Raw genomic sequence first — 17616 nt, 5'->3', positions numbered from 1 at the left:
CAAAAAGCAATTAGTTGGCATAGATAATAAATGTTTAAATAACTTCAAAATATGTCAAAATCACCACAGGTTATAAAAGAAGCCCGGCAGCTCAATTGCAAACCGGGCTTCATGATTAACATGGTGCCAATATCATCTATTTCCAACCGCCCCCTAAAGCGCGGTAAAGGTTAACTATGGCTTGCAATTCCTGCAAATGATCGTTAACGCCGCTTAACTGGGCGGCAAGCAAGTTTTGTTCTGAAGTTAAAACATCGGTATAGTTAGTTGCCGAGCTGTAACGCAGCAACTCTTTGGTATAATCAACCGATTTTTCAAGCGCCTGCAACTGTTTAACCCTTGAGCCTTGTTTTTCAATGGCGTTTTGGTAGGAGAACAACGCGTTGGTTACCTCCTGCCCCGCCGTGAGTAATGATTTTTGGTAAGCATAATAAGCTTCCTGTTGCTGGGCTTGCGCTGTTCTTAAACGCGCCCGGTTTTGACCTTTGTTAAAAATGGGCTGGGTAATGCCGCCAACAAAGTTGTAAAATATGGAATGATCAAAAAAGTTCTTCAACTGCAGGGTTGATAAACCGGCCTGCCCGGTAATGGTAAGCTGCGGATAAAAATAAGTACGTGCCAGGTTTGTATTCTCAAACGCGCTCCTGAATGCAAACTCAGCTTCCTGCACATCCGGGCGATTTTTTAAGAGCTGGGATGGGATGCCCGTTTTCAGGTCGGCCACAGGTTTCTGTTCGCTTAGCGTTGTACGTTTGATAGTACCGGGTGCTCTTGCCAGTAAAATACTTAATGCGTTCTCGGCTTCGCGGATGCTTTGTTTAAGATCGGGTATGGTAACCTCGGCGGCATAGCGGTTAGCTTCGCTTTGTACAACGGCCGCTCCGTTTACCACAGCACCTTCCTTCAGGGCTTTTACGGTCTCTACATCTTTTACCCGTATGGTAAGCGTTTGCTGAGTGATAGCCAATTGCTCATCAAGCGCCAGCAGGTTATAATAAGCGTTTGCTATATCGGCTATGAGCTGGGTTTGAACCGCTCTTTTAGCAGCGTCACTTTGCAGCAGTGATGCCAGCGCCGCTCTTTTCGAACTGCTTAATTTACCCCAGATATCGGCTTCCCAACTGGTACTTAATGCTGCCTGGTAAGTAGTGGTTTTCAGGTTGAAGGAGCTGGCAAACTCAGGCGGAAAATTTAAGCTTGCTGCTGATGTCTTTGCTCTTGTAACAGTTCCGCTCCCTTCCAGGCTTGGCAGATATGCCGCCTTGCTTTGGTTAAATGTTGCCTGGGCCTCGTTAATGCGCTGTACGGCAGTTTTTAAATCGAGGTTTTCACGTAGCCCCTCCTGGATCAGGTTTACCAGTACGGTATCAGAAAATAGCTGGCTTACCGGCATGCTGGCCATTGATGTGGTATCGCTGATAGTTGTATCGCGATACAACTTATCGGTATTTACTACCGGCTGCTGGTATTTTTTTGTAACACATGAGGCAAATACCGCCGTTGCTGCCAGCGTGGCCAATATTTGCCGTTTATATGAATGGATCATTTTTTTGCTTATTTATTGTTCTTAAAAATTTTGCGGTCAGGCTATCGTTTCGGCCTCAATCTCTATTTCTTTTCCAACAGGTTTACCGCTTACGCGTTCCTGGAGTGATTGGAAGATGATGAACAGTACCGGGATCACAAACACACCGAATATGGTACCGATCAACATCCCGCCTACAGCGCCTGTACCTATTGAGCGGTTACCTTCGGCACCTGCTCCTGATGCAATCATTAGCGGGACTAAGCCCAGTATAAATGCGAAAGATGTCATCAAAATAGGCCTTAAACGGGCAACCGAGCCATCAATAGCGGCCTGCACAATGCTTTCGCCGTTACGCCTGCGGGCTACCGCAAACTCAACTATCAGGATGGCATTTTTGGCTAACAGACCGATGAGCATAATGAGGGTGATCTGCAAATAAATATTGTTTTGGATGCCGAAGATCCTGGCGAAAATAAACGCGCCGGCCAAACCTATGGGCAGTGACAGTAATACTGCAAATGGCAGAATATAACTCTCGTACTGTGCACTTAATAAGAAGTACACAAACACCAAACACAGCAGGAAAATAAAAATAGTTTGGCTGCCGCTGGCAATCTCCTCGCGGGTAAGGCCCGAAAATTCAAATCCATAACCGGCAGGCAATGTTTTTGCACCTACTTCCTGTATGGCTTTAATGGCATCGCCCGTGCTGAAGCCCGGTTTCGGAGCGCCGTTTACCGAAATAGAAGTAAACAGGTTAAAACGGTTAACTGATTCAGGGCCATAAACCTTTTTCAGCGTAACAAACTCAGATATGGGCGCCATTGTATTATTGGCATTGCGCACATACATGTTGTTCAGGCTGCCGGTGGTACCCCTGTAAGCGGCATCTGCCTGGATCATTACACGGTATTGCTTGCCAAACTCATTGAAGTTGGAGGCATAAACACCGCCAAAATATCCCTGTAAAGCGCTTAATACCGAGTTTACAGTAATACCGGCATCCTTACATTTAGCCACGTTAACATCAACCAAAAACTGCGGGAAGTTGGTGTTAAAAAACGTGGACGCATATTGAATTTCGGGACGCTGGTTTAATGCGCCCAGGAACTTGCCGTTTATTTCGGCAAATTTCACAATGTCGCCGCCGGTTTTGTCCTGCATCTGGAACTCGAAACCGCTGCTGTTACCAAAGCCCTGCAAAGTTGGCGGGGCAAAGAACAGGACGGTAGCACCTTTAATTCCGGCTGTCATGCCAAATAGTTTGCCAATAACGGTGTTCACATCAGATCCTTTGGCCGTGCGTTTGTCCCAGGGTTTCAGCTTAACCATGATTAAGCCATATGAGCCACCCGCGCCGCTCAGTATACCCTGGCCGGCAACCCTGATAGTCGATTCCACTTCTGGCAGGGACCTTACCATACCTGATACCTTGTCGATAACCTCGGTAGTACGCTCCAGTGATGCGGCAGGCGGCAATGAGATATCGCCAATAATAAAACCCTGATCTTCATTAGGCACAAAGCCCGATGGCGTTGTTTTTAGCAGGAACCAAAATATCAACCCAAAAACCGCAATGCCGGCAATCGATAGCCATTTTTTGGCCGCAAGAAAGCTTACAGATTTTTTGTATTTGCGGGTAATTGTATCAAAACTGGTATTAAAGGCTGTATAAAATCTTTGTAACAGGCCTGTTTTATGATGCTCGCCTTCGGGATGCGGTTTCAATAACAGCGCGCACAATGCCGGGCTTAATGTTAAAGCGTTTACTGCCGATATAAAAATCGCGACAGCAAGCGTTAAACCAAACTGTTTATAAAACACCCCGGTTGAACCGGTAATGAACGTTACCGGGATAAACACGGCAGCCATTACCAAAGTGATGGATACTATAGCGCCGCTGATGTCATTCATGGCGCTGATTGTAGCCGCTTTTGCCGACTTAGCCCCATGATCAAGCTTGGCGTGTACGGCCTCAACCACCACTATGGCATCATCCACCACTATACCAATGGCCAGCACCATGGCAAACAGGGTGAGCAGGTTAATGGTAAAACCAAACAGCTGCAGAAAGAAAAAAGTACCCACGATAGCCACAGGCACCGCGATAGCCGGGATCAGTGTGGAACGGAAATCCTGAAGGAATACGAATACTACGATAAACACCAATACAAATGCTTCAATCAGGGTGTGCACAACTTTTTCTATCGAAGCATCTAAAAAGTCATTAACACTAAAAAGGGAAGTATAACTAATGCCCGCAGGGAACGTTTTCGACGCGGCCTCAATGGTCTGCTCGCAGTTTTTAATTAACTCATGCGCGTTTGAACCAGCAGTTTGATAAATGGCTATAGCTACTGCAGGTTTGCCATTCATGGTAGTAGCATTGGCGTAACTTTGCGCGCCAAGCTCAACCCGCGCTATATCTTTCAGGCGCAACAGCTGCCCCTTGGTTGATGAGCGGATCACGATGTTTTCAAACTCGGGCACACTGGTAAGCCTGCCTTTATATTTCAATACATACTGGAATGACTGATTATCGTTCTCTCCTACTTTACCCGGCGCTGCTTCAATGTTCTGCTCGGCCAGGGCGCTGTTCACATCATCTGGTACAAGGCCGTAGGTGGCCATTACATCGGGCTTTAACCAAATACGCATGGAATAATCCTGTATGCCAAATGATGACGCGTCACCTACACCGCTGATACGCTTGATCTGCGGCAGCACGTTAATGTTGGCATAGTTCTGCAAAAATTTCTCGTCGTAGCTTTTATTATCGCTCGACAGGGAAAATACCACCACCATACTGCTTTGCCGTTTACTGGTGGTAACACCCGCCTTTGTAACTTCGGCCGGTAATAAACTGGTGGCTTTTGACACCCTGTTCTGCACGTTTACCGCCGCCAGGTCGGGGTCGGTACCTTGTTTAAAATAAACAGTGATAACAGCGCTGCCGTCATTACTTGCAGTAGAGGTCATGTAGGTCATGTTCTCCACGCCGTTAATTTGCTCTTCGAGCGGTACGATAACACTTTTCATTACCACTTCGGCATTAGCGCCCTGGTATGATGCGGATACCTGCACGGTAGGCGGTGCTATATCGGGGTATTCTGATATGGGCAAGGTTGTAAGGCCCAGGATACCCAGTATGACTATAATTACCGATATTACGGTAGATAGTACTGGTCGTTCAATGAATGTACGTAACATATTGTTTATGTTGGTGCCGGGTAAAAAGGAATCCGGCCGGTGTTGTGAAAATTATTTTAGATCTTTATATACCGCGGCGTTTTCCTGTACTTCCGGTTTGATAACCATGCCGTCTTTTAAACTGCCTGCGCCATCGGCTACAATGGTATCACCTGCCTTAAGGCCTTCGGTAACTACATAATACTGGCCTGTGGTGAGGTCCATAACGCTCACTTCGGTATTTTTAACCGCTCCTTTTCCGTCAACCACATAAACAAAATGCTTTCCCTGCAGCTCATAAGCGGCCTTTTGAGGGATCAGCACTGCATCTTTTACAGTCTGGGGGATCTGTATAGTAGCACTTCCGCCGCTGCGGATCAGGCCAACAGGGTTTGGGAATGCGGCCCGGTAACTTGCCGATCCGGTTTCGGTATTAATTAAACCGCTGATGGTTTCCACTTTACCTTTTTCGGCATAGGTACTGCCATCCGGCAATACCAGTGAAACAGGCGGCGTGTTGGCCAGCTTTTCATTCATGGTTTTTCCTTTTACCGTTCTCGAAAAATCAAGCAGCTGCTTTTCATTCAGCGCGAAGTAGGCATACACCTTACCGATATTAGATACTGTTGTTAATGGCTGCGCGGTTGAACCGGTGATGAGGCTACCTAATTTATAAGGAATGGCCCCTACCACGCCATCAACCGGGCTGGTTATTACCGTATAACCTAAATTAGTTTTGGCGTTTGCTAAACTGGCTTTTGCCTGGGCGAGGGTGGCCTTGCGGGCTTTTAATGTGTACTCGGCCGATTCAAGCTCATAATGGCTGATGATATCTTTTTCAACCAACGGCCTGGTTTTGTTAACCTGTAGTTGAGCAGCGCTTACATCAGCTTCGGCACTGGCTATGGCCGCGGTCGCGGTGTTTACGTCCTGGGCGTATTGCGGCGCGCTGAGCTTAAAAAGCAGCTGGCCCTTTTTTACAACACTGCCCTCGTCAATGTAGATCTTATCAACATAACCATCAACTTTAGGACGGATCTCTATATTTTGCTGCCCCTGAAGCGTGGCAGGATATTCGTTGTTCAGCGTAGCGTCATGTAAACTAATCTTAAAAACCGGGTAGCTTTGCGGTGGCTGGGGAGCTCCCGCAGCCATGGCACCGCCCTGGTTTTGGCTGGCGCCGCATGACGACAGTAGAATTAAGGCGGCCCCAAAGCCAGTTAGCAGTTGAACTGTATTTTTCATAAATATAAACTTGCAGTTATTGGAGTGAATTGATATTGAAGACATTGTGATGTGTGTTAAATTATTTTGTTTGACGATTGCGTTAATCACCGGATAAATTTTTTACTGGAAAATCATTTTACAGATCATCTTCTTTCGCTCATTAATGAGGCAGGTATAACTTTCATTGCTCAGGTTAAACGCCTTTTTATATATGGGCCCCATGATAAGCGGGTATGACATCAGCGAAAACAGGTTCAGCACAAAATGCATGGGGTCCATCCGTTCAATATTACCAGCCTCCATTTCGGCGCTGATCTGCTCCATGAACTTATTGATATGGTGCGGCCTGGCCTCGTTTGTGTACTTACAGATGTTTGAATTGATCTCGGTGATCAGAAAAGTTTCCTGGTAGGGATAATTGTTGGCCTCAGTTAAAAACAATTCTATAAAGCTTTCAACCTTGCTTTTAAATGGCATGTCGGATGCCATAACAGCGTCGAGACGAGTTGTTAAAGCAAGCATTGCTTCCTTAAACACCTGTTCAATTAAAACATCCTTAGTGCGGAAATAATAATTTAACAAGGTGCGGCTTACACCGGCAGCGTCGGCAATATCCTGGGTATTGGCGTGGAGCCGGCCCTCGGCAAAAAAAATGTGTTTAGCGGTGTCCTTAATTAATTGTTCGGCACCTGTGTCCCTTATCGGCATAAACAAACCTGGCGTTTAACCGGGCACACTATTACGCCCGGCTGCATCAACAACTGATGACAGGGCAAAAGTGGCTCAATTATCGTTTTTGCAGAATGTTTAAAGGATGGCGCAATATGTCAAAAAGTCGTTTTCACTAAAAACATTGTAATGGAATGGTAATAATAATTACAGCGTTGCAACGATACTTATCATTTGCAATTAAAATTATAACAGCAAGGATTATTTGATGGATCTTTGAGATTGGGCGAAGAGAACTCCTCCGGAGAGCTACAGTGTGCCCACAAGTTTTCATGTAAAAAAATGTCATTTCGAACGAGCCAGCGCAGGGAAAAGCCGGGCGCGAGGAGAAATCTTATCCGCCATGTATAACCGCAGCGACGCTCGTAGAAGATTTCTCCTCACCGCCGGTGCACGATCCCACCCAAGGCTCGTTCGATTTCTATGATTTAAGCAACTAATTTTTGATAATTTTTTTCGTAAGGTCTGTTTTGGTTGACGCAGGCGAAAAGGCGTAATATGAGTTTGTTCCTAACTGCATTAATGACACTCATTTTATTCTTTTTCTCCTGCAATACCTTACGTTCGTAAAAGCGTTTTAGATCTTGGTTATGCTGTATGGCAACTATAGCGGCAAGATGTAGGAGCGTTTTGACTTTTTTGTTGGCCATATGCGATACCCTTGCCTTTTTAATAAGCTTACCGGAGTCATCTGTAAACGGTGCTACGCCTGAATAGCAAGCGAACTTTTTAGGGTCGCTAATATCCTTGAATTCGTTGGTAGTAACAATGACCTGTACGGCGGTTACTTTGCCAATGCCACTTACTGAAGTTGCCAGTTTGAATATCCGGGTTAATTCTTTGTCCGCTTTAATAATTTCCTCAATAGCCCGCTCTGTCCTGGCTATGTCCCCTTCGATCGCCTTTAAGGAATGGCTACAGGCTTGTATGTTCTGCTTGCTGGTTTTGCCGGGACTGAAAGATACATGCTCTTTTAGTGGCACTTTCAACTGTTTTTTAACAGTTATTAACCGTAACCGGGTAGCTGCAAGATGGGCAAGTTGCTGCACAGCTTCGCGCTTAGGCTCCCATAAACGCAGTCCTTCCCGCTCCTTATAAGCATACCAGGCGATGCGCATGGCATCTACCTTGTCATTCTTGCCCCGGATATTCCCTAATGAGTTCTTGATCTGGGTAGCTGCTTCTAAGCAAATATGTGCCTTCTTTTTATGCAGGCAAGCCAAAGCATGGTTGTTATAAATACCAGTATGCTCCATGCAGAAAATAGCTTTGCTTAAGCTGAACCCAAGAAGCTTTCCCAACTCCTTGAGAAATGTATTGATTGCTGCCGGAGCGTTAGCAATTTCCTGGTGGAATAAAAACCGGCTGCCTTGCTGGACAGCAAAGTCCAATTCGTTTTTGGACACATCGATGCCAATGAAAAATTCAAATTCCATATCTTTACCCTGTTTATGTTAGTAAACAGTTAACATGTTTTAAACTACATCAATTCCTTACTAATGAGCCTCGTAAACTCTAATTTCTATTTGATGCCACAGTTTAAAACAAGCGGTAAAGGAGTAAATCGAACGATAGGCCTACAAGCCTGGAAATGACAATAATGCGCCTTTACCGCTGTTAACTTTATCCACAAAATCTAAGGTTATTAACAAAGAAAAAGAAGCAAAAAGAAAGCTTCAACAATAATAATAACCCTTATTATTTTGTTGAAGCTAATCTAAAGGAAATGACAATCGTTTATTATCAGGGCGTTTGACGGTATTTACTGGGACTGGTACCGCATTGTTTTTTGAAAAACTTGCTAAAAAAGAACTGATCGGCAAAGTTGAGATAGGTAGCAATCTGGGCTATGGTTAACGAGGGGTCGTTAAGGGCGACTTTAGCTTCCAGGATCACAATCTCGTCAATGAACTCGCCCGCGGTTTTGCCGGTTATTTCCTTTACAGTTTGCGAAAGGTATTTAGGGGTGATATTCAGCATGGCAGCATAAGCCTGTACGCTTCTTTCTTCCTTAAAATGCTGCGGAAGGATTTTTAGAAACCGAAAAGTCAGTTCCTCCTTTCGTGTACCCTTTACTTCCGCTATTTTTTGTTGCTTTTGATATAGCGCGCCTATCTCATAAATAAAACCGGTAAAAATGCTTAGCACAACTTCATCCTGGAATGCCAGATCATTACGATTATCCATTTTACTTTCAAGGATCTTCATAATTGATATAAGGTTATCGGCCGAATCCTGATCAATAACCAGTAACGGATTTACCTGCGATGATAAAAAATCAAACGCTTCTACATTTTTTGTGTGGATACTGGTAGCAGATAGATAAGCCGAGGTAAATATGATCGAGGTAAGCCTGCAATCTGGCGAAACATTCAGAAACTGGCGAACGGTATTGGGAGCTACCATCAGGATATTGTTCTTTTTTAAGTTATACTCCAAAAGGTTGGCATTAATTGATAACTCACCTTCATGAACAAGCGTTAAAAAAAAATGGTCTGACCGGAAGGGGTGCAAAATAGGCACCTCAATATCCCCCGGATTAAACGACATGATATGCAGGCCTTTATACTGATTGGTAACACCAAGCGGGGCAAGTAATTGCTCCATGGTATGCATCTGTACAGGCAGGATCTCTTTCGGCATAGTAAGCAATAATAATTATTTACACGAATTATTGCGAATTAAATCGAATTACACGAATTAGCTATTTGATATAATTCGTGTAATTCGATACAATTATAAACACCTCGCAAAGCCATTCGTGTATATCAGCTCATCGACGGGAACGAAATCCCCTTGATTTTTCTGAACAACTCAACCGCATACAGATCGGTCATGCCCGAAACAAAGTCAAGAACGGTCTGGATCTTTGAATAATCGTCGTTGGCTTTGGTTAAAAACTGTTTAGGGATCAGTTCGATCAGTTTCTCGTGGTATTTTGAATTATTTTTTAAATAAGCAGGGACAAACTCTTCCAATAAACCACCCATTACCTTATAACCGGCAACTTCCTTTTGCACTACCGGGCTATAGTTGTAGATCTTTTTTACAGAAACCTTTTCGATCGCTTTCATGGCAGACCGGAGTGGTTCTTCAATTGCATCCATCAGTGCCGAATTAAAATCACCATTCATGATCTCTTCCTGTTTGTCGTAAAACAGATTTGAACATTGATTTACCAGGGTATTTATTGCTATTGCCCTCAAATAGCCAACTTTGGCGTCTGTATCATCAAACTCTTCCAGTCGCTCTTCCATCCTGGGAATAGTACACAATGGCATTAGCAATGCTTTCACTTCCTCATAGGAGAGTATTTTAAGGCGATGGGCATCTTCAAGATCAACGACATTGTAGCAAATATCATCAGCCGCCTCAACAAGGTATACTAATGGATGCCTTTTGTAAATAAGTTCATCGTCCTCTACCCTGATCAAACCCAAATCATTGGCTATCTTTTCAAAGTCCTGTTGCTCGGAAGCAAAGAAACCATATTTCTTTCGGTAGATGATACCCTTTTTATGCCCGGCGACAGATGAACACGGGTATTTTGCAATAGAAGCGATGGTTGAATAAGTTAATGCCAAACTCCCCCGGCCTTTACCGGCAAACGGATGCGTCAATAATCTCAGGGCATTGGCGTTGCCTTCAAAATGAGTGAGATCTTCCCATTGCTGCGCAGTAACAGTGTCTTTATAATCCTTACCTGCTCCTTCTGCAAAATAATGTGAAATGGCTGATTCGCCTGAATGGCCAAAGGCGGGATTACCCAAATCATGGGCTAAGCAGGCGGCAGCCACCATATTACCGATCTCACTGATCAGCGGATATTTCTTTTCTACATCTGGATCTTCTTTAAGCATCCTGTTAAAATGCATCCGCCCTAACGAGCGGCCCACACTGGCTACCTCCAAACTATGGGTAAGCCGGTTATGTACAAAAATGCTTCCGGGTAAAGGGAATACCTGGGTTTTGTTTTGTAACCTCCTGAAGGGTGATGAAAAAATTATCCGGTCGTAATCCCGCTGAAACTCCGATCGTGCATCGATATGGTTTGCAATATATTTATCCTCGTAACCCCAGCGTTTTGCCGATAACAGTTGATCCCAGTTCATTATAGTTTGATGTATATAGAGCGGCAAAAGTAGCCATTATGCATGAAAGAAATAATAGGCTATACCACCTCAAAATGCTGCCTTAATTTCTCTTCTTCCAAATCAAGCAGATCCAATTGCTGCTTTACAATATCATCGCTGATATTTTCTTTTTTATTCAGTGTAAGTAACAAGGCCCGCTGCTGATCCATTACATCATTTAAAATTACGCGGTAGTCATGATAAAAATTATCGGCGCGTTGTTCACTGCCATCTTTTTCCCAGTCTTTCAGCAGTTCCATATCAGCACTCAATCTTAACCTAAATGCCTTGATCATATCGTTACCTTCTAATCTGTCGGCATATTTATCTTCAAGTATTTGTAATGCCAACTTCGATAACTTCTTCCTGACTAATTGTTTTTGCTGCTCGTGCGAACCTATGTAATCACGATCGGGCATATTCACAAACTTCACCAATAAGGGCAACGTAAGGCCCTGAACCACCAGGGTAAACATGATCACCACAAATGTGATAAACAAGATGAGGTTGCGTTGAGGAAAGGCGGCGCCCGACGGCAAAAGCTCGGGGATACTCAAGGCAGCGGCAAGTGAAACCACACCCCGCATCCCTGCCCAACCCAGCAATAACGGCCCCTTCCAGCCCGGACTCGGATCGGCTGTAGTAATGTAACGGCTAATGAATACGGTAAATACAGAGGCCCCAAAAGTACTGGCTAAACGGGCCAGTATCAGTACACCGGTTATAATGAGGCTATAATTTATCGCCGGTTTCAAACCTTCGGGCCCAAGCGCCTTGATAATTACCGGAAACTCTAACCCTATCAGTATAAACACAAACCCGTTTAAAACAAATGCTACTGTTTCCCAAACATTAACTCCCTGTAACCGGCTGCGGTAACTTAATATCACGTGCCGTTGTGACGACAGGAACAAACCGCCGCTTACTACAGCCAGCACTCCCGAAAAGTGAAACTCTTCAGCCGCCATATACATGGCATAGGGTGTAATAAACGTAAGGATAATATCAATATTGGCCGTAGTTGGCAACCACCTGTGTATGGTATAAAAAACCAAACCTACTGCCAATCCTATAACGATACCCATTACAATCACCAGTACAAAACTTAGCGTTGCCTGTCCTAACGCAAATTTGCCGGTAACAACCGCGGCAAGCGCAAACCTGAATATCACTAAACTTGATGCATCGTTCAATAGGCTTTCACCCTCAACAATGGCAATAAACCGCTTGGGCACTTTTATATTTTTCAGGATAGTACTTGCCGACACCGCGTCGGGTGGGGAAATTATCCCCCCGAGCAAAAAACCCAGGGGCAGGGTAAAACCTGCTATCAGGCTGTTTGACACAACCGCGATTAAACATGACGTTAAAATAACGATCAAAAATGCAAAACTGGAGATCACCCTGCGCCATTTCCAGAAATCCTTCCAGGAAGTGTTCCACGCCGATTCATATAGCAAAGGCGGTAGAAAAATAACAAAGATCAGATCGGGCTGTATTTCGATACCTTTCAGAAAAGGAACGAAACCAAGAGGTAAACCGACTAAAACCAATAGTATGGGATAAGCTATTTTGATTTTTTGCCCAAGCATTACCACAAAAAGGATAACTACCAACAGGCAGGCACATTGAATAATAACGTGATGCAGCATGTAGCTAAAATACAATTATTCGTTGAGTAAAGCTTGCAAGTTATATTACTAGGCAGTATTAAGGAAGCATGAACAAATAACCGTTTTTGCTGTTATGAAATCATTAAATAAAAACTACCGAAGTAAAAATTGAGTTATAAAAAGATAAAATCCTAAAAAACAGCAACAAAAAATAAAAATAAAGTCATTTTATATCAAAAAAAATACAAACCTATTTCGATAGCTTCAAATATTTTAGTATTTTCGCAATCATGGCGTCGACGATAAAAAAAATATTCTTTGCATTATTTTTTTTCCAGCTTGCAATAGCTGTAGCCCCTGCTAACGCCGAATCAATTTTAACCCACTACAAAAAATCCGGCCAGGCTGCCGATTTAATTTCCCGTACCCATCAAAGGATCATCGGTCAAATTCAGCAGCAGGAGGTTCAGGACGATTCACCCGATTCGGATACTAACGAAGCTCATCATAACCGTACCATCATACGCTTTTTACCCAGTCGGGTAAATTATTCATCGGCACTAATGCCTGGTCAGCAGGCCTCACTTGCCGATATTATATCATTAGTCGAAAAACGACAAAACCAGAATAAATCCATCAAAGGCTTTTTGCCTGCATATTACAATTTCCTTTTCAGGCTCAGCCCGTTCTGATCCCTTTTCCGTTTCAGATGCCCTTTGCGGCAAATCCATGTTTTTATAAATCAAATTTTAACATTGGCTAACAGTACGTGATTAGCACTGCTATGCCTATAATCTATCCGGAAAAAAATGAAAAGGATCATCATTTATATACCCTTGCTGGCCATGGCCGCCGGCATACTTGTCACGGGTTGCTCAACCAAAGCCAAAACCAATAACGAAGCTGCCGCTTCCGATACGCTTCAGCTGCCTGTACTTACGTTAAATACGCAGGATACCGTTCTTCAAAAATCATACGTTGCCGATATCCAGGCACAAAAAAATATCGAGATCCGTTCGCGCGTTCGCGGCTTCCTCGAAAAAATATATATCGATGAGGGAAAGCAGGTTAAAAAAGGCCAGCTTTTATTTAAACTTAACGACCAGGAATTTAAAGTAAACCTGTCAAAAGCTAAAGCCGCGTTAAGTAATGCCGTGGCCGCTGCCAAAGCAACCGAACTTGAGGTAGCAAGGGTTAAACTACTGGTTGACAAGAAAGTAATATCCAAGTCTGAACTGGAAGTTGCTGAATCAAAGATGAGTGCTGACCGGGCAACCATTGAAGAAGCACGCTCTATGGTACAAAGCGCCGAAGACCAACTGGCTTACACTTACATCCATGCGCCGTTTGATGGCATCATCGATAGGATCCCGCTTAAATCGGGCAGTTTGATTGATGAAGGCACATTGCTTACCAGTCTGTCGGATATCAGCTCCATGTATGCTTATTTTAGCTTTCCGGAAAATGAATACTTACAATATATCCGCAAAAAGGAATCAGCTCCCGGCCAAACAAGTGATAAGGTTAAGCTGGTATTAGCAGATGGCCTGGACTTCCCCTACCAGGGCGAAATAGAAACGGTAGAAGCTGAAATTGAGCAAAAAACGGGCTCAATCAATTTCAGGGCAAAATTCCCTAATCCGAACAAGCTATTGAGGCATGGTGCTACCGGTAAGCTTTTCATATCTACCAAAGCCAATGGTGTAGTCATGGTGCCGCAACAGTCGGTGTTTGATATCCAGGATAAAAGTTACGTATACATAGTTGATAAGGATAACAAACTGCACATGCAGGCCTTTTCGCCGCAAACCCGTTTCTCCACCTATTACATTGTAAAAGACGGCCTGAAAGCAGGCGACAGGATCTTGTACCAGGGAGCGCAGAACGTACGTGACGGCATGATCATTAAACCAAGGAAAATGGCAAAAGACTCATTGCTGGCAATGAAATAATTATTGCTGATGTTTCCTTTTTCCGGCCGCGTAAAACGCGCGGCGCGGGTTTATTGTACACTTACCCTAACAAACTATGTTCGAAACTTTCATAAAGCGGCCAGTGCTGTCGCTTGTTATCTCATTGATAATTACCATGCTGGGTGTGCTGGCGTTGATAACGCTTCCAGTTACCCAGTTCCCGGATATTGTGCCGCCATCGGTAACTGTAACGGCCAACTATACAGGTGCCAATGCCGAGGTATGTGCCAAGGCCGTGGCTACCCCGTTGGAGCGTGCCATTAACGGTGTGCCGGGGATGACCTACATGTCGACAGTTTGCAGTAACGATGGCTTAACGGTGATCCAGATCTACTTTAACGTTGGGGTTGACCCCGACCAGGCCGCGGTTAACGTTCAAAACCGCGTAGCCACCATTATTGACGAAATGCCGGAAGAAGTGATTAAAGCCGGCGTTACCACAGAAAAAGAAGTAAACAGTATGCTGATGTACCTGAACATCATGAGCCAGGACACCAGCATGGACGAAAAGTTTATTTATAACTTCACCGATATCAACGTTTTACAGGAACTTAAACGAATTGATGGTGTAGGCCGTGCCGAGATCATGGGCGCCAAGGAATATTCCATGCGGGTATGGCTTAAGCCCGACAGGATGATGGCCTACAAGGTATCAACCGATGAGGTGATAGATGCCATCCGTGCCCAGAACGTGGAGGCCGCGCCGGGCAAAACCGGCCAAAGCTCAGATAAAACCCCGCAAATGCTACAATATGTATTGCGCTACCCGGGTAAATTCTTTGAGCCCAAGCAATACGAAAATATTGTGATCCGCGCCGAAGACGACGGTTCGGTATTAAGATTGAAAGAAATTGCTGATGTTGAATTCGGTTCCCTAACCTACAGTATGGTTTCCAATACTGATGGCAAGCCTTCGGCATCAATCATGATAAAACAACGCCCCGGTTCTAATGCCCGCGAGGTGATCAACAACATTAAAACCCGCATGGCCGAGCTTAAGGAAAGCTCATTTCCGGCCGGGATGACCTTTAACGTAAACTATGATGTATCGCGCTTTTTGGATGCATCAATACATGAAGTATTACGTACGCTGGTTGAGGCTTTTATCCTGGTTTTCATTGTAGTATTCATTTTCCTGCAGGATTTCCGGTCCACGTTAATTCCCGCCCTGGCTGTACCTGTAGCCCTCATTGGTTCACTGTTTTTTATGCAGATGCTGGGGTTCTCCATCAACCTGCTCACGCTGTTCGCATTGGTATTAGCCATCGGTATTGTGGTGGATAACGCGATTGTTGTAGTTGAAGCCGTACACGTAAAGATGACCGAAAACCACATGAACGCCATGGATGCCACTGTAAGCGCCATGCGCGAGATCAGCGGTGCTATTGTGGCTATTACGCTGGTAATGTCGGCGGTGTTTGTGCCGGTGGCCTTTATGTCGGGGCCTGTTGGGGTATTTTACCGGCAGTTTTCGCTTACGCTGGCTATTTCCATTGTGATATCGGGCGTCAATGCGTTGACGCTCACCCCTGCCCTTTGTGCTATCATGCTGAAACATAGCCCTGCTTCAAAAAAGAAAAGTTTGATGCAGCGCTTTTTTGGCGGTTTCAATAAACGGTATGATGGGTTGCAGAACAGGTATTCAACCTTCATGACCTATCTGTCGCCGCGCAAGGGTATTACTTTGATATTGCTGGCGGGCTTCTTTATCCTTACCTGGGGTACAAGCGCTATTTTGCCAACGGGCTTTATCCCAACTGAAGACCAGGGTATGCTTTACGTGAACGTAACCACCCCGGCAGGTGCTACAGTTGAGCGTACCGAACAGGTGCTGAAAGAGATCGAAGCCAAAACCAAATCGATGAAATCTATCGAATCGGTTTCAACCCTTTCGGGTTACAGTTTGGTGAATGAGATTGCCGGTGCCTCCTACGGTATGGCCATGATCAACCTTAAACCATGGGATGAGCGCAGTGAATCATTGGATGATATTATTGCCGAACTAACCGCTAAAACGAAGAATATCGGCGATGCATCCATTCAGTTCTTCCCCCCGCCTACCGTACCGGGCTTTGGTAACGCCAGCGGTTTCGAGATACGGGTACTTGATAAAAGCGGCCAGGGTGATCTGCAAAAAGCCGCCGATGTAACCAAAAACTTTGTAAATGCGCTTAACGCCTCACCGGAAATTGCCGGGGCATTTACCAGCTTTGATCCTAACTTTCCGCAGTATATGATCTCTGTCGATCAGCAAACAGCGGCTCAAAAGGGCATTACGATTGATAAAGCGATGTCGACCCTGCAAACATTGATGGGGAGTTTTTATGCTTCCAATTTCATCCGGTTCGGGCAGATGTATAAGGTGATGGTACAGGCCGCGCCCGAGTACCGTTCGCGCCCCGAAGATGTTTTAAACCTGCAGGTTAAGAACGATAAAGGCGAAATGGTACCGTTCTCCACATTCATTAAAATGGAGAAGGTTTTCGGCCCCGAACAGCTCACCCGCTATAATATGTATACATCGGCCATGGTTACGGGTGACGCTGATAAAGGTTTCAGCAGTGGCGACGCCATCAAAGCCATTGAACGTATCGCTGCCGAAAAACTGCCGAAAGGCTATGCTTTTGAATGGTCGGGTATGACGCGTGAGCAGATCCTATCCGGTAACCAGGCTATTTACATTTTTGTGATCTGTTTGATATTCGTTTACCTGTTGCTGGCTGCCCAGTATGAAAGCTTTTTGCTTCCGCTTCCGGTTATCCTTTCACTGCCTACAGGTATTTTCGGCGCGTTCTTCTTCCTGAAGATCACCGGGCTCGAAAACAACATTTATGCCCAGGTAGCACTGGTAATGCTTATCGGCTTGTTAGGTAAAAATGCCATCCTGATAGTTGAGTTCGCTATCCAGCGGCAAAAAGAAGGATTGAGCGTGCTAAAAGCCGCTATTGAAGGTGCAGTATCCCGTTTACGGCCAATCCTTATGACATCGCTGGCATTCATTGCCGGTTTGATACCGCTTTGCGTAGCAAGTGGCGCCGGTGCAATGGGTAACCGGTCGATAGGTACCGCTGCTGCCGGAGGTATGCTGATGGGAACTATTTTCGGATTGACCCTTATTCCGGGTTTATATGTCATCTTCGCGGGTTTGGCCGAACGCAATAAAAAGCAAAAACCAGCCACAGAAGCAGCTCACCATGAGCTCGATATCGTTAATAATTAATCAA

General features: G+C 44.8%; 11 protein-coding genes. 3 read left to right on the top strand and 8 right to left on the bottom strand.

Features of this window, described 5'->3' with window-relative positions; translation table 11 throughout:
• Positions 1-136: 136 nt before the first annotated feature.
• The 8 genes from J3L18_RS06600 to J3L18_RS06565 form a co-directional block, all read right to left on the bottom strand.
• Positions 137-1546: an efflux transporter outer membrane subunit gene (locus J3L18_RS06600; protein WP_129570884.1), complete on the bottom strand. Its 1410-nt coding sequence runs from the start codon at positions 1544-1546 to the stop codon at positions 137-139.
• 36 nt (positions 1547-1582) lie between these two features.
• Positions 1583-4738 carry an efflux RND transporter permease subunit gene (locus J3L18_RS06595; protein WP_129570883.1) on the bottom strand — a complete coding sequence of 1052 codons (3156 nt, stop codon included), beginning with the start codon at positions 4736-4738 and terminating at the stop codon, positions 1583-1585.
• A gap of 51 nt (positions 4739-4789) precedes the next feature.
• A complete protein-coding gene (locus J3L18_RS06590; RefSeq protein ID WP_129570882.1) occupies positions 4790-5962 on the bottom strand; it encodes an efflux RND transporter periplasmic adaptor subunit in 1173 nt (390 codons plus the stop codon).
• Positions 5963-6064: 102 nt separating this feature from the next.
• Positions 6065-6652 carry a TetR/AcrR family transcriptional regulator gene (locus tag J3L18_RS06585; RefSeq protein ID WP_129570881.1) on the bottom strand — a complete coding sequence of 196 codons (588 nt, stop codon included), beginning with the start codon at positions 6650-6652 and terminating at the stop codon, positions 6065-6067.
• Positions 6653-7101: 449 nt separating this feature from the next.
• Entirely contained in the window at positions 7102-8109 is a 1008-nt protein-coding gene (locus J3L18_RS06580) for an IS110 family RNA-guided transposase (protein ID WP_129571973.1), read from the bottom strand.
• A 307-nt stretch (positions 8110-8416) separates the two neighbouring features.
• Positions 8417-9316 carry a helix-turn-helix domain-containing protein gene (locus J3L18_RS06575; RefSeq protein WP_129568617.1) on the bottom strand — a complete coding sequence of 300 codons (900 nt, stop codon included), beginning with the start codon at positions 9314-9316 and terminating at the stop codon, positions 8417-8419.
• A gap of 125 nt (positions 9317-9441) precedes the next feature.
• Positions 9442-10785 carry a deoxyguanosinetriphosphate triphosphohydrolase gene (locus tag J3L18_RS06570; protein WP_189549120.1) on the bottom strand — a complete coding sequence of 448 codons (1344 nt, stop codon included), beginning with the start codon at positions 10783-10785 and terminating at the stop codon, positions 9442-9444.
• Between the two features lie 59 nt (positions 10786-10844).
• Positions 10845-12458 carry a Na+/H+ antiporter gene (locus J3L18_RS06565; protein ID WP_189549122.1) on the bottom strand — a complete coding sequence of 538 codons (1614 nt, stop codon included), beginning with the start codon at positions 12456-12458 and terminating at the stop codon, positions 10845-10847.
• A 251-nt stretch (positions 12459-12709) separates the two neighbouring features.
• Here J3L18_RS06565 and J3L18_RS06560 point away from each other — a divergent pair, with 251 nt between their 5' ends.
• The 3 genes from J3L18_RS06560 (at position 12710) to J3L18_RS06550 (ending at position 17612) form a co-directional block, all read left to right on the top strand.
• Positions 12710-13111, top strand: coding sequence for a hypothetical protein (locus tag J3L18_RS06560; protein ID WP_129568618.1), 402 nt, complete (start codon positions 12710-12712; stop codon positions 13109-13111).
• A gap of 117 nt (positions 13112-13228) precedes the next feature.
• The gene (locus tag J3L18_RS06555; protein WP_129568619.1) at positions 13229-14371 is read left to right on the top strand and encodes an efflux RND transporter periplasmic adaptor subunit; all 1143 of its coding nucleotides are present in this window, start codon (positions 13229-13231) and stop codon (positions 14369-14371) included.
• 76 nt (positions 14372-14447) lie between these two features.
• Positions 14448-17612 carry an efflux RND transporter permease subunit gene (locus J3L18_RS06550; RefSeq protein ID WP_129568620.1) on the top strand — a complete coding sequence of 1055 codons (3165 nt, stop codon included), beginning with the start codon at positions 14448-14450 and terminating at the stop codon, positions 17610-17612.
• The last annotated feature ends 4 nt before the right edge of the window (positions 17613-17616 follow it).

This window comes from Mucilaginibacter gossypii (assembly GCF_017569325.2).
Classification (GTDB): Bacteria; Bacteroidota; Bacteroidia; order Sphingobacteriales; family Sphingobacteriaceae; genus Mucilaginibacter; species Mucilaginibacter gossypii.
This window is presented reverse-complemented; position numbering and strand designations above follow the sequence as displayed.

Bases quoted from the DNA above. Each gene is read 5' to 3' on its own strand.
- J3L18_RS06600 (WP_129570884.1), bottom strand. From the start codon at position 1,546: ATGATCCATTCATATAAACGGCAAATATTGGCCACGCTGGCAGCAACG.
- J3L18_RS06590 (WP_129570882.1), bottom strand. From the start codon at position 5,962: ATGAAAAATACAGTTCAACTGCTAACTGGCTTTGGGGCCGCCTTAATT.
- J3L18_RS06565 (WP_189549122.1), bottom strand. From the start codon at position 12,458: ATGCTGCATCACGTTATTATTCAATGTGCCTGCCTGTTGGTAGTTATC.
- J3L18_RS06560 (WP_129568618.1), top strand. From the start codon at position 12,710: ATGGCGTCGACGATAAAAAAAATATTCTTTGCATTATTTTTTTTCCAG.
- J3L18_RS06555 (WP_129568619.1), top strand. From the start codon at position 13,229: ATGAAAAGGATCATCATTTATATACCCTTGCTGGCCATGGCCGCCGGC.
- J3L18_RS06585 (WP_129570881.1), bottom strand. From the start codon at position 6,652: ATGCCGATAAGGGACACAGGTGCCGAACAATTAATTAAGGACACCGCT.
- J3L18_RS06580 (WP_129571973.1), bottom strand. From the start codon at position 8,109: ATGGAATTTGAATTTTTCATTGGCATCGATGTGTCCAAAAACGAATTG.
- J3L18_RS06550 (WP_129568620.1), top strand. From the start codon at position 14,448: ATGTTCGAAACTTTCATAAAGCGGCCAGTGCTGTCGCTTGTTATCTCA.
- J3L18_RS06595 (WP_129570883.1), bottom strand. From the start codon at position 4,738: ATGTTACGTACATTCATTGAACGACCAGTACTATCTACCGTAATATCG.
- J3L18_RS06575 (WP_129568617.1), bottom strand. From the start codon at position 9,316: ATGCCGAAAGAGATCCTGCCTGTACAGATGCATACCATGGAGCAATTA.
- J3L18_RS06570 (WP_189549120.1), bottom strand. From the start codon at position 10,785: ATGAACTGGGATCAACTGTTATCGGCAAAACGCTGGGGTTACGAGGAT.